This is a genomic window from Pseudomonas sp. K2I15, from assembly GCF_002204795.1.
In the GTDB taxonomy this organism is placed as follows: Bacteria; Pseudomonadota; Gammaproteobacteria; order Pseudomonadales; family Pseudomonadaceae; genus Aquipseudomonas.
Genome location: NZ_NIXO01000017.1, coordinates 87,305 through 107,373 on the forward strand (window position 1 = coordinate 87,305; position 20,069 = coordinate 107,373).

The 20,069-nt window shown below is 62.0% G+C and carries 21 protein-coding genes and 1 pseudogene; 12 read left to right on the forward strand and 10 right to left on the reverse strand.

Annotated elements, in window-relative coordinates:
• Positions 1-162, forward strand: coding sequence for a hypothetical protein (locus CEC48_RS31560; protein WP_176438708.1), 162 nt, complete (start codon positions 1-3; stop codon positions 160-162).
• On the opposite strand, the gene CEC48_RS12965 is transcribed toward CEC48_RS31560, so the two are convergent.
• Positions 159-1,655 (reverse strand): PLP-dependent aminotransferase family protein, encoded by a 1,497-nt coding sequence (locus tag CEC48_RS12965; protein WP_088424107.1) that lies wholly within the window; start codon positions 1,653-1,655, stop codon positions 159-161. The genes CEC48_RS31560 and CEC48_RS12965 overlap by 4 nt on opposite strands.
• Before the next feature lie 135 nt (positions 1,656-1,790).
• On the opposite strand from CEC48_RS12965, the pseudogene serC reads away from it, so the two are divergent.
• The 5 genes and pseudogenes from serC (at position 1,791) to glyA (ending at position 7,591) form a co-directional block, all read left to right on the forward strand.
• Positions 1,791-2,874, forward strand: a pseudogene (serC, locus tag CEC48_RS12970) (3-phosphoserine/phosphohydroxythreonine transaminase).
• A 122-nt stretch (positions 2,875-2,996) separates the two neighbouring features.
• The gene (locus tag CEC48_RS12975; RefSeq protein WP_088424108.1) at positions 2,997-4,250 is read left to right on the forward strand and encodes a benzoate/H(+) symporter BenE family transporter; all 1,254 of its coding nucleotides are present in this window, start codon (positions 2,997-2,999) and stop codon (positions 4,248-4,250) included.
• Positions 4,250-5,095, forward strand: coding sequence for a YggS family pyridoxal phosphate-dependent enzyme (locus CEC48_RS12980; protein WP_088424109.1), 846 nt, complete (start codon positions 4,250-4,252; stop codon positions 5,093-5,095). The genes CEC48_RS12975 and CEC48_RS12980 overlap by 1 nt, the downstream gene beginning before the upstream one ends.
• Before the next feature lie 23 nt (positions 5,096-5,118).
• Entirely contained in the window at positions 5,119-6,300 is a 1,182-nt protein-coding gene (locus tag CEC48_RS12985) for an aspartate aminotransferase family protein (RefSeq protein WP_088424110.1), read from the forward strand.
• 25 nt (positions 6,301-6,325) lie between these two features.
• Positions 6,326-7,591 (forward strand): serine hydroxymethyltransferase, encoded by a 1,266-nt coding sequence (gene glyA, locus CEC48_RS12990; RefSeq protein ID WP_088424111.1) that lies wholly within the window; start codon positions 6,326-6,328, stop codon positions 7,589-7,591.
• Positions 7,592-7,679: 88 nt separating this feature from the next.
• Here glyA and CEC48_RS12995 read toward each other — a convergent pair whose 3' ends face one another.
• The 3 genes from CEC48_RS12995 to CEC48_RS13005 all read right to left on the reverse strand — a co-directional run bounded on the left by CEC48_RS12995 (position 7,680) and on the right by CEC48_RS13005 (position 9,053).
• The gene (locus CEC48_RS12995; RefSeq protein WP_088424112.1) at positions 7,680-7,886 is read right to left on the reverse strand and encodes a hypothetical protein; all 207 of its coding nucleotides are present in this window, start codon (positions 7,884-7,886) and stop codon (positions 7,680-7,682) included.
• Between the two features lie 110 nt (positions 7,887-7,996).
• Positions 7,997-8,275, reverse strand: coding sequence for a hypothetical protein (locus tag CEC48_RS13000; RefSeq protein WP_088424113.1), 279 nt, complete (start codon positions 8,273-8,275; stop codon positions 7,997-7,999).
• Positions 8,265-9,053 carry a VacJ family lipoprotein gene (locus tag CEC48_RS13005; protein WP_088424114.1) on the reverse strand — a complete coding sequence of 263 codons (789 nt, stop codon included), beginning with the start codon at positions 9,051-9,053 and terminating at the stop codon, positions 8,265-8,267. Before CEC48_RS13005 ends, CEC48_RS13000 begins: the two co-directional genes overlap by 11 nt.
• Before the next feature lie 164 nt (positions 9,054-9,217).
• Between CEC48_RS13005 and CEC48_RS13010 the strand changes: the two genes are divergently transcribed.
• Both CEC48_RS13010 and CEC48_RS13015 read left to right on the forward strand, forming a co-directional pair.
• Positions 9,218-9,928, forward strand: coding sequence for a response regulator (locus CEC48_RS13010; RefSeq protein ID WP_088424115.1), 711 nt, complete (start codon positions 9,218-9,220; stop codon positions 9,926-9,928).
• Positions 9,925-11,244 (forward strand): ATP-binding protein, encoded by a 1,320-nt coding sequence (locus CEC48_RS13015; RefSeq protein ID WP_088424116.1) that lies wholly within the window; start codon positions 9,925-9,927, stop codon positions 11,242-11,244. The genes CEC48_RS13010 and CEC48_RS13015 overlap by 4 nt, the downstream gene beginning before the upstream one ends.
• Positions 11,245-11,561: 317 nt before the next feature.
• On the opposite strand, the gene CEC48_RS13020 is transcribed toward CEC48_RS13015, so the two are convergent.
• The gene (locus CEC48_RS13020) at positions 11,562-11,939 is read right to left on the reverse strand and encodes a response regulator (RefSeq protein WP_088424117.1); all 378 of its coding nucleotides are present in this window, start codon (positions 11,937-11,939) and stop codon (positions 11,562-11,564) included.
• Positions 11,940-12,148: 209 nt separating this feature from the next.
• Between CEC48_RS13020 and CEC48_RS13025 the strand changes: the two genes are divergently transcribed.
• Both CEC48_RS13025 and CEC48_RS13030 read left to right on the forward strand, forming a co-directional pair.
• Positions 12,149-12,691 (forward strand): demethoxyubiquinone hydroxylase family protein, encoded by a 543-nt coding sequence (locus CEC48_RS13025; RefSeq protein WP_256579713.1) that lies wholly within the window; start codon positions 12,149-12,151, stop codon positions 12,689-12,691.
• Between the two features lie 92 nt (positions 12,692-12,783).
• The gene (locus CEC48_RS13030; RefSeq protein ID WP_088424118.1) at positions 12,784-13,167 is read left to right on the forward strand and encodes a cytochrome c family protein; all 384 of its coding nucleotides are present in this window, start codon (positions 12,784-12,786) and stop codon (positions 13,165-13,167) included.
• Positions 13,168-13,273: 106 nt separating this feature from the next.
• Here the strand turns inward: CEC48_RS13030 and CEC48_RS13035 are convergent, their stop codons facing one another.
• From CEC48_RS13035 to CEC48_RS13055, 5 genes are read right to left on the reverse strand one after another with little or no spacing between them, the layout of a single operon-like run.
• Positions 13,274-15,292 (reverse strand): LTA synthase family protein, encoded by a 2,019-nt coding sequence (locus CEC48_RS13035; RefSeq protein WP_088424119.1) that lies wholly within the window; start codon positions 15,290-15,292, stop codon positions 13,274-13,276.
• Positions 15,292-15,891 carry a hypothetical protein gene (locus tag CEC48_RS13040; RefSeq protein WP_088424120.1) on the reverse strand — a complete coding sequence of 200 codons (600 nt, stop codon included), beginning with the start codon at positions 15,889-15,891 and terminating at the stop codon, positions 15,292-15,294. Before CEC48_RS13040 ends, CEC48_RS13035 begins: the two co-directional genes overlap by 1 nt.
• Positions 15,891-17,159 carry an exo-alpha-sialidase gene (locus CEC48_RS13045; RefSeq protein ID WP_088424121.1) on the reverse strand — a complete coding sequence of 423 codons (1,269 nt, stop codon included), beginning with the start codon at positions 17,157-17,159 and terminating at the stop codon, positions 15,891-15,893. The genes CEC48_RS13040 and CEC48_RS13045 overlap by 1 nt, the downstream gene beginning before the upstream one ends.
• 23 nt (positions 17,160-17,182) lie before the next feature.
• Entirely contained in the window at positions 17,183-17,728 is a 546-nt protein-coding gene (locus tag CEC48_RS13050) for a cytochrome b/b6 domain-containing protein (protein WP_088424122.1), read from the reverse strand.
• Complete coding sequence (locus tag CEC48_RS13055) at positions 17,728-17,994, reverse strand: PepSY domain-containing protein (RefSeq protein WP_088424123.1); 267 nt, start codon at positions 17,992-17,994, stop codon at positions 17,728-17,730. The genes CEC48_RS13050 and CEC48_RS13055 overlap by 1 nt, the downstream gene beginning before the upstream one ends.
• 147 nt (positions 17,995-18,141) lie before the next feature.
• Between CEC48_RS13055 and CEC48_RS13060 the strand changes: the two genes are divergently transcribed.
• Positions 18,142-18,804: a response regulator gene (locus CEC48_RS13060; protein ID WP_088424124.1), complete on the forward strand. Its 663-nt coding sequence runs from the start codon at positions 18,142-18,144 to the stop codon at positions 18,802-18,804.
• Positions 18,801-20,069: ATP-binding protein (locus tag CEC48_RS13065; protein WP_088424125.1), on the forward strand; the 1,269-nt coding region annotated here is incomplete at its 3' end. The genes CEC48_RS13060 and CEC48_RS13065, both read left to right, overlap by 4 nt.

The window sequence follows — 20,069 nt, forward strand, 5'->3', positions numbered from 1 at the left end:
ATGCCCGGCATCATCCCCACTGCCCGCCCGTCACGGTTCAGACTGTTCACCACCGCCAAGCCTCAACCCGTCATCGCGGTTGAATGCCAGAGGCTGCCCAGGCGTGTGCGGATAGCCGCCCAGGCCCAGCAACTGCTGATGAACTATGCCCTGGGCCATTAGAGTTTCAGGGCGTTGGCCAGGCGCAACATGGCGGCTTCGATTTCATATGCGGTCAGGGAGGAGTAGCCCAGCAGCCAGCCCTGTTGCTTCGGTTCGCCCGCGTACAAGCCGCTGAGGCCGGACAGTTGCACGCCGGCCGTGGCGGCCTGGCGGATGGTTTTTTCCTCGGACCATCCGGCTTTCAGCAAGCAAGGGATTTGCAGCCCGCCCGGCGGCAGTTCAGCGGTGACCACCGTGCTCAAGTACTTGCCGATGGCATCGTGCATGATCGACCGGCGTCCGGCGTACAGCTTGCGCATGGCCCGGACATGCGCGTTGTAATGGCCGTCTTCCATAAAGCGCGCCAGCGTCAGTTGCAGGGTTTGCGGAGTGTGGCCGTCCATCATGCTGCGCGCATAGGTAAAGGGCTTGACCAGCTCGGCGGGCAGCACCATATACCCCATGCGCAGGCCGGGGTAAAGGGTCTTGCTGAACGTGCCGATGTAGAGCGTGCGCTGATACTTGTCCAGGCCCTGCACGCACGCGGTGGGTTGCCCGTCGTAATGGAACTCGCTGTCGTAGTCATCCTCGATGATCCACTTGCCTTTTTGCGCCGCCCAATTGATCAACTCAAGACGCCGTTCCAGCGGCAACGTCGCGCCGGTGGGGTATTGGTGCGAGGGCGTGACATACACGCAATTGGCGCCGCTGCGGTCGGCGTACAGCAGGTCGGTGCGGATGCCCTGTTCATCGACATCAATGGGCAGCACCTTGGTTTCGGCGATTTCAAAGGCCTTGCGGGCGCCGTAATAGCCGGGGTTCTCCAGCAGAATCGGCTTGCCGGCATCCACCAGCAACTGCGCGCACAGGTACAACGCCTGACGCGTACTGCTCAACACCAGCACCTGGTCGGGGGAGCATTTGGCGCCGCGTTCGAGGTTCAGGTAGGTGGCAATCGCTTTGCGCAGGGGCTCGGCCCCTTGTGGATCGCCATGCAGCAGCACGTTCGCGCGATAGTCCTTCATGACCTGGCGCTGCAAACGCTCCCAGACATCCGTCGGGAAGCTGCGGGTTTCCGGCAGGCCGGTGGCGAATGCCTTGATGACTTGCTGATCGCGCACGCCGCCGGTGTCGAAGATCATCCGCCCGCGTTGGCTGAGTTCGGCGCCCGGTGCGGCGACGCTGCTCCTGACTTCTTGAGCCTTGAGGCGTCGACGGCCGGCACCGCGCAATTCGACGCCCACTGTGTTGCAGACATAACTGCCGGCGCCTTCGCGGCGCACGATAAACCCGTCCCGATGCAACTGCACATAGGCGTTCTCGACAGTGTCGCGGGCGCAGCCCAGTGACTTGGACAGCACCCGCGTGGCGGGCAGTTTCAAGCCGGGGGCGAGGGCGCCGTCGAGAATCAGCGCACGCAAGGCACGTTGGATCCGCTGGTGCAAATCCAGCAACTGAAACTCAGCGTCGTTGAGGCGCATCTTCAGGGTTTCCAGCTCGAAGGTCTTGGCCATGTGGTCTGCTCTCTTTCCATGAATTGGCAGGTAAAGGCAGGCCAGTTTATCCATAGACTCTGGCCCTCGCCACCCCGGGCTTAACCTCGGTGATTACGCACAGGGCGAGCGTTCTTGAACAGGAGTTACTCAACCATGGCTCGGTCACACAACTTCAGCGCAGGCCCCACCGCGGTGCCGTTGGACGTTCTCACTCAGGCGCACGAGGAGTTTTTCGATTTTGCCGGAACCGGCATGTCCGTGATGGAGATCAGCCATCGTTCGCAGGTGTTCATGGCGGTGGCCCGTGAAGCCGAACAGGACATGCGCGATATCCTCGGGGTGCCGCCTGCCTACAACGTGCTGTTCCTGCAAGGGGGCGCCTCGTTGCAGTTCGCTCAAGTGCCGATGAACCTGATAGGCGATAAAGGCACGGCGGATTACCTGCACACCGGCCTCTGGTCGGGCAAGGCGATCGAGGCTGCACGGCGCTACTGCGACGTGCGCGTGGCTGCCAGTGCCCACGCGTGCGGTTTCGACCGCATCCCCCACGCCTCGGACTGGCGCCTTAACGCCGACGCCGCCTACTTGCACTACACCGAGAATGAGACGGTACACGGCGTGCAGTTCATCGACACCCCCGCAAGCGACGCGCCGCTGGTGTGCGATGCCTGTTCAAGCCTGCTGTCCAAGCCGATCGACATCGCCCGGCATGGGCTGGTCTATGCCGCCGCGCAGAAAAACATGGGCGTGGCCGGGTTGACGGTGGTCATCGTGGACCCGGCGTTGCTGGAGCGTTCCCATGCCTTTACCCCGGACATTCTCAACTACGCGCGCATCAGCGATGCGCAGTCGATGCTCAATACCCCGGCGACCTTCCCCTGGTACCTCACCGGCCTGACGCTCAAGTGGATCAAACGCAGCGGCGGTCTGCAGGCCCTGCATCAGCGCAACAAGGCCAAGGCGCGAATGCTGTACCGCGCCATCGATGAGAGTGACGGGTTTTATCGCAATGGTGTGCAGTTGCCGTACCGCTCCATCAACAACGTGCCCTTCCGGCTGGCCGAGGCGGCGCTGGAGAAGGCATTTTTTGCGCAGCGCCGAGCAGGCCGGCCTCAATGGCCTCAAAGGCCACGCCAGCGTCGGCGGCCTGCGCGCCAGCCTCTACAACGCTGTTTCAGTGCCTGCGGTCGAGGCGCTGTGCGATTTCATGAACGCGTTTGCGCGTGAGCATGGCTGAGCCGACCGCGCAAGTGGTCTGGTCTGCTGCCCTAAAGCGTAGGGGTAAAACCTGCCGTTCAACGGCTATAAATGACCGCTTACCAGCGGCCGGATACATCGTCCAGCAAGGAGCCAAGACCTATGTCATCTATTCAATCCCTGTCGTCCCTGCGTTTGCGGGACCTGCTGCACCCGGTAGTTGCCGGGATGATTTCGGTGATCGTCAATTACGGCGGCACGTTCATCCTGGTGTTTCAGGCCGCGAAGGTCGCGGGGCTCAGCCCTGAGTTGACGGCGTCGTGGGTGTGGTCAGTGTCCATCGGGGTAGGGGTGACCGGGCTGTTCCTCAGTTGGGTGAGCCGCGAGCCGATCATCACCGCCTGGTCGACCCCGGCGGCGGCTTTTTTGATCGTCGCCTTAGCCACCACACCCTACGCCGAGGCCATCGGGGCGTACATGATTTCGGCTGCAGCGTTCGTGCTGCTGGGTGTGTCCGGCTACTTTGAAAAAGCCGTTCGCCTGATCCCGCCCGGTGTGGCAGCGGGCTTGTTGGGCGGCATCCTGCTGCAGTTCGGCATCGGTGCGTTCACCAGCATGAGCGTCGACCCGTTATTGGTCGGAGTGTTGATCGGCGCCTACATCCTGTTCAAACGCGTGAGTGCGCGCTATGCAGTGGTTGGCATTTTGGTGCTGGGGCTTGGCTTTCTGCTGATGCAGGGGCGCGTGGATTTCACCGGGCTGGCGCTGGAGTTTGCGACACCGGTGTTCACACGCCCTGAGTTCTCAGTCAATGCGTTGTTGAGCGTGGCGTTGCCGCTGTTTCTGATCACCCTCACGGGGCAGTACATGCCGGGCATGCTGGTACTGCGTAATGACGGGTTCAACACCAGCGCCAACCCGATCCTCAGCGTGACCGGGCTGGGTTCTTTGCTGATGGCGCCGTTCGGTTCCCATGCCTTCAACATCGCGGCCATCACGGCGGCCATCTGCACTGGCAAGGAAGCGTCTGAAGACCCCTCCAAGCGCTGGATCGCAGGCGTGGCAGCGGGCATCTTCTACATCCTGGTGGGGATTTTCGGCGTGACCCTGGCGGCGGTGTTCATGGCCTTCCCGGCGACCTTCATCACCACCCTGGCCGGGCTGGCCCTGTTGGGCACACTCGGCGCGAGCCTGGCCAATGCCATGGCGGACGTGAAATCGCGGGAAGCGTCGCTGATCACCTTTCTGGCCTGCGCCGCCAATATCAACCTGCTGGGCATCGGCGGCGCGTTCTGGGGCCTGGTCATCGGCCTTGCGGCCTACGCGGTGCTCAATGGGCAGTTACCCCGTCGGGAAAAAGCGGCTGTACCACAGGCCGAACCGGTTGCAGTGCCCACCAAAGGAGCTGCCCATTGATGCCTGATCAAACTGAAGACCTCAACACCCTGCATGCGCGCCACGGTCGTTACCCACAGGCCGACAGTGTCGAAGACTTTCGCCACAACCTGGCCGCCGTGCAGCAACGCATTGTGGAGGCGTGCCGTCGGGTAGGGCGCGACCCGGCCGGTGTGCGCTTGCTGCCCGTCAGCAAAACCTTTGATGAAGCTCATGTGCGCTTGGCCTATGCCGCCGGTTGCCGCCTGCTGGGCGAGAACAAGGTGCAGGAAGCACAGCGCAAGTGGGAAGCCATGACCGACCTGCAAGACCTGCAATGGTCGGTGATCGGCCACTTGCAGACCAACAAGGCCAAGCAGGTCGCACGCTTCGCCAGTGAGTTCCAGGCCCTGGACAGCTTGAGGGTGGCCGAGGCGCTGGACCGTCGCCTGCGCATTGAAGGCCGGCAGATGGACGTGTTCGTTCAGGTCAACACCTCTGGCGAAGCCAGCAAGTACGGGCTGGTGCCCGATGACGTGGCGGCTTTCCTGGACGCTATGCCAGCGTTCCCGACACTGCGGGTTCGCGGGTTGATGACGCTGGCGCTGTTCTCGGCCGACGTGGTGCGGGTGCGCCCGTGCTTCGTGCGGCTGCGTGAATTGCGCGACCGTTTGCGTGATTGCGCCCCTGATGGGGTATCGCTGCAAGAGCTGTCGATGGGCATGTCCGGTGACTTTGAAGTCGCCATTGAAGAGGGCGCGACCGTGGTGCGCGTCGGACAAGCGATCTTCGGTGCCCGAGCCATGCCCGACGCGTACTACTGGCCGACCGCCGATGCCTGCCCCCTCAGTGAAGACACGGTGTTGTCGATCACGCCCAGCCCTTGAACCCCTCTACAGGAAGGCCCGCAATGTCTGCTGCACCCGCTTACCTCATGCACACCTCAGCCCGACAACCGGTTTCGTTCAGCCGAGGCCAGGGCGCCTCGTTGTGGGACACCGAGGGTGTTGAATACCTGGATGCCATCGCCGGTGTGGCGGTGACGAGCCTGGGGCACGCCAACCCCGAAATTGCCGCCGCCATCGCCGAACAGGCCACGGTGTTACTGCACACGACCAACCTGTTTCGTATCCCATGGCAGGAGCAATTGGGCGAACGGCTGTGCCAGCTCTCGGGCATGCAACGGGCGTTTTTCTGCAACTCCGGAGCGGAGGCCAACGAAGCGGCGCTCAAGCTGGCACGCCTGCACGCCAACGCCCGGCAGGTGGCCCAGCCGCAAGTGTTGGTGATGGACAACAGTTTTCACGGGCGCACCCTGGCCACCCTCGCCGCCACCGGCAACCCCGCCGTGCATCGCGGCTTCGAGCCCCTGATGCCGGGCTTTGTGCGAGTGCCTTACGACAACATCGAGGCGATTCGCCAGGTCGCGGCGCAGTCACCCGATATCGTCGCGGTGCTCGTTGAACCGGTGCAGGGTGAAGGGGGCGTGCACGCCGCCTCTGCCGGCTACCTGCGGTCCCTGCGCCAACTGTGCGATGAACGCGACTGGCTGATGATGATCGACGAAGTGCAGACCGGGCTGGGCCGCACTGGCACCTGGTTTGGCTTTGAGCATGCGGGTATCGAGCCGGACGTGATTACCCTGGCCAAAGCGCTGGGCAACGGTTTCCCCATCGGCGCATGCCTGGCGCGGGGCAAGGCCGCCGAGCTGTTTTCTCCCGGCCACCATGCCTCCACGTTCGGCGGTAACCCGCTGGCGTGCCGCGTGGGCTGCACAGTGCTCGACATCATGGCGCGCGATCACCTCCCGCAACGCGCTGCCGCCTCGGGTCGCCGCTTGCTGGCGGCCTTGAAGCTGGCGCTGGGCAATCATCCTGAGGTGGTGTCCATTCGTGGCATCGGCTTGATGATCGGCATTGAGCTCAATGGCCCGTGCGCCGAACTGGTCGACCGGGCCCGTGAAGAGCAACGCCTGCTGATCACCGTTACACGGGGCACCACCGTGCGCCTGTTGCCGCCGCTGATCTGCGATGACGCACAGATCGACGACATCGCCGCGCGCATCACGCGCCTGCTGTCACCCGCCGTTTGAATTTTTGACCAAGGACACTTTGCCTATGTACGACTCGACGCTGACCCTCAACGCTTTCGACCCTGAGCTGTATGAATCGATTCACAACGAAGAGCATCGCCAGGAAGACCATATCGAGTTGATCGCCTCGGAAAACTATGCCAGCCCGCTGGTGATGAAAATCCAGAGCACGGTGCTCACCAACAAGTACGCCGAAGGCTACCCCGGCAAGCGCTATTACAGCGGCTGCGAATACGTTGATGTGGCTGAGCGGCTGGCCATCAAGCGGGCCAAGGCCCTGTTCGACTGCGACTACGCCAACGTGCAACCCCATGCGGGCGCCCAGGCCAACGCGGCGGTCTTCCTGGCCCTGATCAACCCCGGTGACACGGTGATGGGCATGAACCTGGCCCAGGGCGGTCACCTGACCCACGGCAACCCGGCCAACTTTTCGGGGCGTCACTACACCATAGTGCCTTACGGACTGGACCCGAAAACCGGCTTTCTGGACTATGAGGAGATGGAGCGCATCGCACTGCAAACACGCCCCAAAATGCTGATCGGTGGTTTTTCCGCGTATTCGCGCTACAAGGACTGGGCACGCATGCGCAGCATTGCCGACAAGGTAGGGGCGATCTTCTGGGTCGATATGGCTCACGTCGCCGGGCTGGTCGCTGCGGGCGAATACCCGGACCCGCTGCCCCATGCGCATGTGGTCACCAGCACCACACACAAAACCCTGCGCGGGCCACGCGGCGGTTTGATTTTGTCCAAGGGACAGGATGAAGCCTTCTACAAAAAGCTCGATTCCGCTGTGTTTCCCGGTGTGCAGGGCGGGCCGCTGATGCACCAGATCGCGGCCAAGGCCGTGGCGTTCAAGGAAGCGCTTACACCGGAGTTCAGCGTCTACCAGACCCAAGTGGTCATCAACGCCCGGGCCATGGCCGGGGTGTTGCAAAAGCGCGGGTACAAGATCGCCTCGGGCGGCACCGACAACCACATGATGCTGATCGACCTGTCCGACAAGCCTTACACCGGCAAGGAGGCCGACGCGGCCCTGAGCACTGCCTATATCACCGCCAACAAAAACTCGGTGCCCAATGACCCGCGCTCGCCGTTTGTGACATCCGGCCTTCGTATCGGCACCCCGGCGGTGACCACTCGCGGGTTTGGTGTGGCGGCTTGCGAGCAAGTGGCCGGCTGGTTGTGCGACGTACTGGACGCCCTGGAAAACGATGACAGCGACAAGGTCGCGCACCACGTGCGTGAACAGGTTGTTGCGCTGTGCCGTCGTTTTCCGGTCTATCGCTGAGCCTGGCCCGGTCATTGCCTGAGCGGGTGGTGGCCGGGGTAAGCGACCGCCAACCGGAGGGCAGCGGTGCTGCCCTCCGGTTGGCGGATTAGGGCAGGCGGCCGCCGCCGAGGTTGTCCAGGCCTCCGGAGTTTTTACGACCCCGGTCGCTGGCTGAGACGCCGTTGTAATCAACGGCGTCTCTCGCTTCGGCAAAGGGTTCAAGGCTTCGCTTGTTGCGCACTGGTGCAGGTTGTTCAGTGTGGGCCGAGGAGGTGTGCAAGGGTGCAAAGGAGCCGTTCATAGGATTGATCATAGTGATTTCCTTTTTAAAAGAGAGGGTTCTGCCTTGATAACCAGTGCTATCGAGGAGAGCCGGAAATTACGCATCCCCTGGTTGCCCCGCCATAAACATCTCGCGTCAAATCATGACGCTGTCCGGTCTACCGTCTTATGCCGCTCATGGGCCGTGTCTGACGCCTCTCCCTGAATCATCAGCCAGCGCATGACATCGGTCAGCGCCACGCTGTGTTGGCGTTCGACCCAGCGCACGCCGTCTGGGTTGTAGTGTTCGATATAGCGACTGAGGATCAACCGACTCTGGTCGTCAGAAAGTTGCAGGCGTATTTCCCGACAGAGCAGGGCGTTGGCCCCGCGTCTGCGGACCTGATGCTTGAGCACCAGTGGGCCTGAATCAGAAATCATCGCCGGCTCCCTGTGCGCAACCATCGGCCTGGGGCGACGTCGCCCCCTGCTTGCCCTCCAGCACAAAGGCCGCACGGTGTTCGGCCACCACATTACGCAAGGCGCTGTAGTAGTCGGGCAACTTTTGCAGGCTGTCGGTCAGCGGCAGCAACGAGGCTCGCGTGTCCACCGTGCCGCCCACCAGGCTGAGGGTGCCCAGGGTTTGCACGGTATCGCTGTCGCCCAGCGGCGCCACCAGGAAGCTCAAGACTTTGCCCGCTGCATCGCGGCTGTTGCCGGTGCCCAGCAAAGGCAGCTCGACGATCGGCCCGTTGCCTATCCCCCACACGCCAAACGTCTGGCCGAAGTCGGCGGTGTGGCGAGGGATGCCCAGCGGGTCCGAGACATCGATCAGCCCAACGATGCCCACGGTGGTGTTCACCGCAAAGCGTCCCAGGGTGTTGATCGAGCGCCGGGGGTTGCCTTGCAACAGGTCGTTGATAAACACCTTGGGCTCGCTGAAGTTGCTGGCGAAGTTATGCACACCCTGCTGGAAAAAATCCGGCATGTATCGGTAGCCGCGGGCCACAGGCGCCAGGGCGTAGTTATCCACCGCGCGGTTGAAGGCGAAGACGCTCCGGTTTACCGGCTCGGCGGGGTCATACACCGGGTAGGAAACCTGTGCACAGCGTGTGGTACTCGTCACGCTGGCCGGGCTCGCGCAGCCTGTCAGGTAAGACATAGTCAGCAACAACACCGCCTGGCGGGCCAGGTGCTGGGGATACGTCAGCGAGCGCATAGGTTCAGTCTCCGGGAAAAGGAGGCCGATGCTGGCAGCCGCAGCTTGCGCAAAGATGTCTGCTTTATTGCGCCGTTGACGCTTTATTGCACGATTGAAATATATGACGGGCCGCGTCGAATGGTTTTAGATGGCGCATCGACAAGACCAAGTGATGCCCACCGGTGAGCCATCTTTTAATCGTGGACGATGACCTTGAGGTCCTCGCCCTGCTGAAGAAATTTTTCCTGCAACATGGCTACACGGTCGAGACCGCCGCCAATGGCACCGACCTGTGGGCGGCCATGGAGCGTACGCCTGCCGACCTGATTATCCTCGACCTGATGCTGCCGGGGGACAACGGCCTGTTGCTGTGCCAACGCCTGCGCCAGCAATACGCAACACCGGTGATCATGCTGACCGCCATGGGTGAATTGAGTGATCGCGTGGTGGGCCTGGAAATGGGCGCCGATGACTACCTGAGCAAACCCTTCGACGCCCGCGAATTACTCGCCAGGGTGCGCGCCGTGCTACGCCGGGCCGGGGAAAGTCGGCCCACCCTGGGCGACGCTTCACGCCCGTTGATTCGCTTCGCTGGCTGGCAACTGGACCTGACGCGCCGGGAATTGCGCTCGCCGGATCAGGTGATGATCCCGTTGTCGTCCGGCGAGTTCGACCTGCTGCTGGTGTTTGTCGAACACCCGCAGCGCGTGCTCACCCGCGAGCAATTGCTGAACCTGGCGCGGGGCCATAGCCACGACGCGTTCGACCGCAGCATCGACGTGCAGGTGAGCCGCCTGCGACGCAAGCTGGAATTCGACACCAAGCGCCCGGCGATGATTCGCACCGTGCGCAACGGTGGTTACCAGTTCACCGTCGCGGTAACCCGCTCATGAGCCGCTTCAAACCCCGGGACACTGTGGCCCGCTGGATCGCCCTGACCATCCTGATTGCGATGCTCACCGCGCTGGCCTTCAACGCGCTGTTTGCGCAACTGGCGGGCGTTTGGGCCAGGCCGCCGTTGGGTGAAACCGGCCTGCTGGAAAAGGTTGCGGTGATCGTGCGGATGATTGAAGCGGCAGAGCCGTCCCAACGTGCACAACTGACGCGGGCGGTGGGCGATGACAGTTTCAGTGTGAATTGGTCGGCCACCCGCGCAGGTATTGATTTGCCGATTCTGGAAGACCCGGGTTTTCATTCCGATCAGGTGTTCAAACAGTTGCTCAAGGGCCCGGAGCGGCCAATGGAAGCCTACAAACCGTCCGATTGGCCAGGCCCCGGCGGGCACTATGCGCTGGTGGTGCAACTGGTTGACCAGTCCTGGCTGATGTTCAGCTCGCCATCGCGCAGTTGGGGCCTGGCGGAGGGCCCGCGAAGCCTGGTGGTACTGGTGTTGGTGCTGGTTTCCACTGCACTGGTTACGCTGATCGCCACCCGGCGCCTGGCCCGGCCGTTACAGCATTTCGCCCAGGGTGTGTGGCGTTTCGGCGCCGACTTTCGTGCGCCGCCGATCGAACCGGTCGGTCCTCACGAAATTCGCCAGGCGATCCTCGCGTTCAACGGCATGCAGGCGCAGTTGCAACACTTCATCCAGGACCGCACTCAGATGCTCGCCGCAATTTCCCATGACCTGCGTGCGCCGCTGACCCGCCTGCGGCTGCGGGGCGAATTTATCGAGGATGCCGACCAGCAGCACCGCCTGTTCCGGGATGTCGACGAGATGCAGGCGATGATCAACACCGCGCTGGAATTCTTCCGCGACGACGCGCGCCTGGAGCAGGCCACCCAACTGGACCTCGCCGAGTTGCTGCAAACCTTGATTGACGACTACCGTGACCAGTCCATCGACATCACCTTCAACGGCCCGCCGCGGCTGGTTTATTTCGGCCGGCCTCTGGGGTTGAAACGGGTGATGACCAACCTGATGGACAACGCGATCCACTACGGGCTGTCGCCGGAAATTGAACTGCAACAGAGTCCTGGAAGGGTGACGGTGCGTGTGCTGGACCGTGGCCCAGGCATCCCGGTGGAGCAGCACGAACAGGTGTTTTTGCCGTTCTTCCGGTTGGAAGGCTCACGCAATAAAAGTACGGGTGGTGTTGGTTTGGGACTCTCTACAGCACGGGCGATTGTGCTGGAACATGGTGGGACGCTGACACTGCAAAATCGCCCGTGTGGCGGGCTGGCCGCCGTGGTGGTATTGCCGGTTTAGGAGGGGTTTGGGCGGTCAGAGCAAATTGCCTCCCAAACCGCTTAGAGAGCCGCCATTCGACTGAGAGCTTTGTTGGTTGGAGCCGCTGCGCGAAGGCTCTTCCTTTGGTTTGGAGGGCGGTTGAACGGGCTGGACCGATTGAATGGCCTGATTCAGGTTTTGGGTATGGAAAGCGCTGCCGATGATCATGGATGTACCTCTCGCTCAATAGGAAGTTTGCTTTGCGCATCAACTCCCTCTGAGTGCGTCCTGATCAGTGGCCTTGGCGCGGCTCAACGTTCCCGGGCATTGGTTTCCGTTTGCTTCGCCGGCTCGAATCAGGGCGCCGGCGCGCCCGGCACCAAGGCCGATTGCACGCAATCGAGCAGGCCCTCGGTGCTCCAAGGCTTGGGCAGGAACCGCACGGTGCCGCCCAGTTGTGAGGCCATCGCGGTGTTGCCCGAGGTCAGCACCACCGGCAGTGAAGGCCAACGATGAGCCACCACCTTGCTCAAGTCGTAGCCATTGAGCAGGCCGGGCATCTGGATATCGCTGACAATCAGGTCCACCGGGTCACTGGCCCGCTCCAGAAAAATCATGCCCTCGTCTGCGGTGGGGAACGAGGTCACCACCGCACCGAAATCTTCCAGTACATCGACCATCAACGAGCGAATGATTTCGTCGTCTTCCAGCACCAATATCGATGGCTGAGCCATGATCACTACTCCACCATCCGGGTTAAGTAAGGTGGAGTGGGGGGCCGTTGATTAGGTTCGATTGGATGTTTTTTTTGCGATGGGTGGTCATTTGATTCGCTTTTAGTTGCCCTTGCGCAGGGCGCTTTACTTGCGAACCGTGTAATGGATCAGCCACGATACGCCGCGCGAAAGTACTCGCGGGCACCTTAAAGACAAGGCCGTTAATCGTGAACGCCCCAGCCTCCCAATCGATCGAAAAAGACATCGGCAGCCGCATGATCAAGGTCGACCACGCCGGTGAACATGGCGCGATCTGCATCTACAGCGGCCAATTGTTCATGGCGCGGCTGGTTGCGCCAGGTCTGGTGGAGGAACTCAAAGAGTTGCGCTCCCACGAGCGCCGCCATCGCGCCGTGTTCCAGGCAGAATTGCAGCGCCGAGGCCGCCGGCGTTGCCGCAGCTACTGGTTATGCGGCTTCGGCGGCCTGGTGTTGGGGCTGATCACCGGGCTTTGCGGGCGCAAGGCGATCCTCGCCACCACCGTTGCCGTCGAAAGCGTGGTGCTTAAACACCTGGCCCATCAACTTCACGTTTTGCAGGGCAGCGACCCGCAGGCGGTGGTGGCGATTTCCTCGATCGTGGAAGAAGAGCAGCAGCACCATGACCAGTCGGCCGCGCAGATTGACCCGCGTGATCCGTGGAGCCGGGCGTTGAACCCGGTGGTGACGGCCTGGACGGAAGCGGTGATCTGGATGGGTATGCGCTCGTGAGTGGCCGCTGCTTCATACCGGACGCCATCCGAGTTGCTACCATGTCGTGGCATGTCATCACCTGAACCGGCACACCGGATGGAAAGCTACCTATGAAGCACGTCGTTTTACTTACGCTTGTCCTGCTTACCGGTTTCGTCAGTGCGCAGGCAATGGCGCAAGGCGACGCCGAAGCCGGTGGAAAGTTATTCAGCAAAACCTGCGGCGGTTGCCATAGCGTTGGCGAAAACGCCCGGGGCGGTTTTGGGCCGCAACTCAACGGCATCATTGGCCGCCCGGCTGGGACGACCACTGACTATCAGTATTCAGATGCGATGAAGAATTCAGGCGTGGTCTGGACGCGGGACAAACTGGCCGCCTATATCGAGGCGCCGAAAAAAGTCGTGAGCGGCACCCGCATGATTTTTTGGGGGATCAGTGACCAGGAGAAAATCGACAACTTGCTGGCGTACCTCGCGACCTTCAAGGCGCAGTGATTGACGCGTGCTTAGGGCCGCGGCGTAAATGCCATGCCCCCTGTGGCGAGAGAGCAGCTCCCTTGCCACAGGTTAAGCGTTTCTTACGGTAGACCGCGCAGAGCCTTCAACGCACATTCCTGAACAACATCAACCGCGCACTTTCATGCAGGCCCCGAGTCAGCCCCTGCAACCGCTGAAACTCCTCGGGGTACTGCTGAGCTACATCGTCCCTCGGCGTTTGCGACGCCAGGTCATGCAACGTTGGCGAGCTTCCGTCGTGCTCCATCTGCAGCAAAAAGTCTTTGGTCACCCCACCAATCAACGGGAACGTACCCTCGCGCAATACCAGCGGCACCACGCGCTCACCTTCCGGCGCAGGCTGCTGGATATCCCGGCCCATCGCGCCATTGCGAAACGGAATGCCCGCCATGCCGGCCACGGTCGGCAGCAAGTCTGCCAGGCCGACGGCTTCTTCGATCACCCTGGGTTGCAGCCCGGGTGCGTGGATCATCATCGGCACGTTGTTGCTTTCCAATCCAAGCTGCTCGAACGCCGGCGCCATGTGCGGGATCTGGCTGATGCGGGTGTTGTGGTCGCCGAAGAACACGAAGATGGTGTTGTCGTAGTAACCGCCGGCCTTGGCGATTTCCATCAGGCGGCCGATGTTGAAGTCCAACAGGCGCACGGCGTTGTATTGTTCGACGCTGCGACTGCCTGCGGCCTGGACTTGCTCCACGGTCAGGTCATGCACCACGAAGCCGTCGTTGCTCTTGGGGATGGTGAACGGGCGGTGGTTGCCGGAGGTTTGCAGGTAGGCAAAGAACGGTTGGTCCTTGGGGATGGCACGCAGCAGTTCGTCGCCTTCCTTGAACAGGTCCAGGTCAGAAACGCCCCACACATCCACGCGCGGCGAGCGCCAGTGGCTTTCGTCATACAGTTTCACGCCGTCGATGCTCTGGCGGATCAGGGCGTTGATGTTCGCCCAGCCGGCATTGCCGCCGATCATGTAGAGCTTCTGATAGTCCTCGAAAGAGTTGATCAGCGTGTGTTGCCGGGTGATCAGCGGGTTGCGGGTGGCGGTCTCCTGGCGAGTGACATCGGGCACGCCGGTGATGCTCGCCCACACGGTCTTGGCGGTGCCGGTGACGGGCACGTAGAAGTGTTTGAAGAACCAGCTTTCTTTCGCCAGTTTGTCGAGGTTCGGCGTGGGGTTCAGCGGGTTGCCGTAGGCGCCCACGGCGCTGGTGCCAAGGGACTCGAGCATCACGAAAATCACGTTCGGCGGGCGCTCGCCTCTAAGCCGATAAGGCTGCACGGCTTGTTCGCGGGCGAAGCTCAATTGCTCGGGATCGGGTTGGCTGACGCCCAGGTAATTAGCGACTTGCGGGTAATGCTCGCGCACCCGCGCCTCATCGTATTGCGACTGGCCGACCTTGAGGGTGTCGTACAAAAACAGCACCGGGTTGAGGCCCACGGCGGCGATCTGGTTGTTGCCGGAAAAGAACGCGTCGCTCCAGCGCAACGGCACCGGGTTTTCGAGATTGAGGTTGGCTACGCGGCCGAGCAGGGCCAGCAGGACGGCGATCACACCGACGGTGGCCACGGATGCAATGGCCAACTTGCCGATGGGTTTGTGTTCGCCATCCAGGGTGATGCGTTCAAGGCGAACCAGGGCGTAGGTCCACAGGCTGACTGCTGTAAGCCAACTCAAGGTTATCCAAAGCACCGGGTAGGTTTCCCACACCATCTGTTGGGAAATCTGCGCGTCTTCCAGGTAACGCAACACCGTGGCGTTGATGCGCACACCGAGGTAGGCGTAGTGGCCAAAATCGATGATGTACACCAGCCCGACGATGCCCAGCGCCAGCAGCAGATAACCCCGTGCCAGCCAGCGCAAGGCGGGCACGGTCAGCAGGTTCCAGCGCGGCAGCCAGGCGAGCAGGGCCAGCGGCAACAGGATCAGCACCGCCAGGCGCAGGTCGAAACGCAGGCCGATGCCGAGGGTTTCCAGCAATGCGGCTTCCCTGAGATCAACCCCGGAAAACCCCAGTACAAACACCAGCCGCAGTGCCGCCAGCAACGCAAATACCAAACCGATCGCGCCCACGCCGTAGCGCAGGCGGCGCGATTGCAACCATCCCATCATTGACCTCTGTGCAGTTTTAAAAGAGGGCGCCAGGCAGCCATCGCCAGCATCCACAACCCGGCCACCAGGCAGTAGCCCGTCAGCAGTGGGTCGATCAGATAGTCCCAGTAGTTTTCCGAGGCCTTGAGCCGCAGCGCAAACGCCAAGGTACCCGCCGCGAGCATCCACACCGCCAACGTATTACGCAGCCAGAGCATCAACAGCGCCGCCATGCCTATCAGCACAATCATTGGCCGAGGGTTGAAACCCCAGCGGTAGGGGTCGAAGTAAGTCAGGCCCATCGTCGCCGGGTACAGCACCAGGCTCAGGGCGCCAAACAGCAGCAACACCTGGAGCTTTTGCGGGTGCTTGAGCGGCTGCACCACGCCCAATCGGCACAGGCTGACCCACGCCAACAACACCAGGGTGCTGATGGCCAGGTCATCGGTGAAGCTGCGCACGTAGGCCGCCAACGGCAGCTCGTTGACCGGGATAAAACTCACCACCACCAACACCGGCAGCAGCCACGGCCGCCAGGGCGCTGTCACGCGCAACAGGCTGAGCAGCACAAAACCCAACAGCACAAAACTCAAATGCGCTTGCCACACAGAAACCATCACAGGCGCTCCGACAGCCAGGCTTCGTTGAAGCTGACGTGTTTGATAAAGGTGTTATTCCACGAGTACACCAAGTGGTACATGCCGTCCGGGCTGCGGCTGAAGTACGGGTACTCGTATTCGAAATCGCAGCCACGGGGTTTGCACACTCGGTAATCCAGGTTGCTGAGGAAGCGTTGCTCCAGCGGCAGGCGCAGGGCACCGCTGGATTCGCGGAAGCCTTCGCCGATGATTTCCTTGTAGGCCTCGGGGGAGAACGGTTGGCCCAAAGGGTCGGGGGATTGGTCCAGCTCTACCACGGTGCGCCACTGGTTAAGCTTGGCATCGGTGCCGTACAGGCTGAGCTTGAAGCGGCCGTCTTGCAGGTCGTTGAGGGCCACCAGCAAGCCGTCGCCTTCGGTGCTGACGGCCGCCAGCGAGGAGTTGGGGTTGGACGGCTCCAGCGGGTAAGGCTCGCTCCAGGTTTGGCCGGCGTCTTCGGTACGGCTGGCGAGCACCCGGTGATGGGTTTCGCCGGCGTAACGCAGCATGGCGATGGCGCGCTGGCCGTCCTGCGGAACGATGGTCGGTTGCAGCGAATTCTTCCCACGGCTGATACGGAATTTGTCGACCACTGCACCGTCGGCGCTCAAGTACAGGTACTCGGCGAACTTGCCCATGAACTCGTGGTACACCGGCAGGCCGATGGAACCGTCGGCATGGAACACCGGCGCGGCGCGTACCAGCGTGCTGATGTTGAAGAACGGTGAAGTCACCAGTTGCCGAGGTGCTGACCAGTTCGTCCCCAGGTCGTCCGAGACCATCACATTGATTGCGCTGGTGGCCCAGCCGCCCACCGACACCGAAACGTAAAACATCCACAGGCGATTGTCCGGCGCCAGGGCGATCACCGGGTTGCCCAGTTTGCGGATGTAACGGTGGGTGCCGTCGCGGGTGCTTTCACGGGTGGCGAGTACTTGCTCTGGGCCCCATTCGGCGCTTTTGGCGTCAAAGCGCGCGGTGCGCACCTGCACGTCGGCGGCGCCTTCGCGGGAACCGGCAAACCATACGGCCATCAGGTCGCCGCCGGGCAGGGCGGTGACCGAGGAGGAATGCACAAAGTCATTGAGCTGCGAAGAGACAAAGCGGCTGCTGTATTGCGGGGCAGCCGCTGTTGGCGAGGTGTCCTTGGGGCCTTGAGCAAACGGCGCCAACACGTGGGGCGGATGGCTTTGCCAGGCGGCAGCAAACACCAGTAGCAGACTGCAGATCATTAAAAACGGGCGCATAGAGAACCTGTCGAGAAAAAGGATTACTGCGCACGGTCATCCGGCAGGCGCCTCCTGCGGCCGGTGAGCATGGATAACGGCAGGTTGTCCCGCACCTGGATACTTTCAAACAACGCCGCCAGCACATGCACGCCTACCAGACCCGCCAGCACATTGGCGGCGGTTTCGTGCAACAGCAGCGGCCAATCGGCGCCCCACAAGGCGTCGACTTCCTGCATCAAAAAGCCACTGACGCCGAGGGTCAGCAGCGCCAGCAACATCAACATCATCACCAGCGCGCCGATGGGCGAATGGCCCAGGCGGTGCAGCGGTCGGCGGTTGAGCAGTGAACGCGCATGGCCCTTGAGCCGTTCCAGCGTCGGCCAAAAATCTGCCCAGCGTGCGCTGCGCGGTCCGACAAATCCCCACACCAACCGCACCAGCAACCAGGCCATGGCGTAATAGCCCAGCCATACATGCCAGTCGTCGCCTGCTTCGTTGAAGAAGTAATTGGCCACAAAGACGCCGGCGATGGAGAGGTGAAACACCCTCACCACCGGGTCCCAGAGGCGCAGGGAGGTTGCTGGCATCAGCCCTTGATCTCAGTCTTTACGGCCTTGCCGGTGACTGGATCGTGGTAGATCTCGACCTTGCGCTTGTCCTTGTCAAAGCCGTAGATTTCGTAGCAGTTGCCATCGGTGACCTTGAACTTGCTGATCTCGTAGCCCTGGGCTTTGAGTTGCTCCTGAAAAACTTTCTGGTCCTGCCATTGCGAGCGCTCGGCAGTGGTGCATTGCGGGCCGGCAATGGCCAGGGGGCTGGCGATAATCAGCGACAGCAAGAGAATTTTACGCATGGAAACGCTCTCAGCAGATGTGGGAGATTTCACTGTGCAAAACCAACCTTAGCGAAAGCTTAGTTGGCAACGGCCCGTAACATCTTTCTCGAAATAGTCCAGGCTGTTACACGGCATCATGCCGCCGTTTCCTACAGAGAATCAGCTATGCGTCTGCTCCTAGTCGAAGATGATCGTGCCCTGGCCCAAGGGATCCGCGTGGCCTTGGGCGCCGAAGGCTACACCCTGGACTGGTTGCGGGATGGCGTCAGCGCCTTGCACGCGTTGCGCACCGAAAGCTTCGACCTGCTGCTGCTCGACCTCGGCCTGCCGCGCCTCGACGGTCTGACACTGCTGCAAACCCTGCGCGCCGAGCAATACGACCTGCCGGTGCTGATCCTCACCGCCCGCGACGGCACTGCCGAACGCATCGCCGGCCTGGATGCCGGCGCCGATGACTACCTGGTCAAACCCTTCGACGTCGAAGAATTCAAGGCCCGCGTGCGCGCCCTGTTGCGCCGCAGCCAGGGCCGCGCGCAGCCATTGCTGGAACATGCGGGCGTGAGCCTGGACCCGGCGACCCAACAGGTCAGCTATCAGGGCCAGGACATCGTGGTCACGCCGATGGAATACCAATTGCTCCATCAACTGATGGTGCGCCCCGGCAAAGTCGTCACCCGCGAACGCCTGTCCCGCGCACTTTACGGCTGGCAGGACCGCGTCGAAAGCAACACCCTAGAAGTACTTATCCACAACCTGCGCAAAAAACTCTCCACCGAACTGATTCGCACCGTGCGTGGCGTGGGCTACGTGGTGGAACTCAAGCCATGAACTCGGTCCGCGCGCGCATCCTCATTCCGGTACTGGTGCTTATCCTGCTGGGTGATGGCCTGATCAGTTGGCTCGTGCTGCGGGACAGCCACCACGAAATCGAAGAAGTCTACGACGCCCAACTCGCCCAAGGTGCCCGTTTACTGCAAGGCGTACTGCGCCAGCGCGACCCCGGCGATGCCGACTGGGACCGCCTCTACCAAGCCTTCGACCAAGCCATGAGCCGTGTCGGCGAAGACGGCGCCGCACACCCTTATGAGACCCGCCTGACCTTCCAGGTATGGCGCACCGACGGCCAACTGCTGGTGCGCTCCACCGATGCACCGGTCCTCAACACACCGCCCACCACACTCGGGCCCCACGACCTGATGGAAAACGGCAACGACTGGTGCGCGTACATGCTCGCTGACATGCAACAAGGCCTGCTGATCTGGGTAGGCGAGCGCGACGACATTCGCCAGGACGTGATCCAGCGCATCATCCGCCACACCCTCTGGCCCATTCTGATTGGCGTACCGCTGCTGGCGTTGTTGATCTGGCTGACCATCGGCTGGGGCCTCAAACCCTTGCGCGCCATGGCTCAGGCAATACGCGGGCGCAATAGCGAGACGCTGCGACCGCTGCAACTTGAACCATTGCCGGCGGACCTGGAGCCGATGCAAACCGCACTGAACCGCTTGCTGGTACAGGTGGATGACCTGCTGGAGCGCGAGCGACGGTTTATTGCGGATGCAGCGCACGAACTGCGCACGCCGTTGGCGATATTGCGCATTCATGCGCAGAACGCCCAGGGTGCGGGGACCGAGGCAGAGCGGCGAGAGGCGCTGGACTTTCTGGTAAATGGCGTGGACCGGGCGACGCGCGTTGGCAGCCAACTGCTGACCATGGCGCGGATTGAGCCGCAGATGAACAACACCGTTCGCGTGCGTGTGCCGTTGACGGAGCTGGTGCGCGAAGAGCTTGCGGAGCTGACGCCCCTGGCGATGGAGAAAGGCGTTGAGCTGGTGCTGGAAGGGGATGAGGAATGCTGGATTGAAACGGACCCGATAGCGTTGGCGATTGCGCTGCAGAACCTGGTGACCAATGCGCTGAATTTCTCGCCGGCGGGGAGTGAGGTGCGGGTAGTGGTGCGGGGGACAGATTCGGGAGTGGTGCAGCTGTGTGTGGAGGATGCGGGGCCGGGGATTGATGAGGGGGAGATTGGGCGGTTGTTCGAGCGGTTTTATAGCCGCGGGAATGCAAATGGGGCGGGGTTGGGGCTGGCG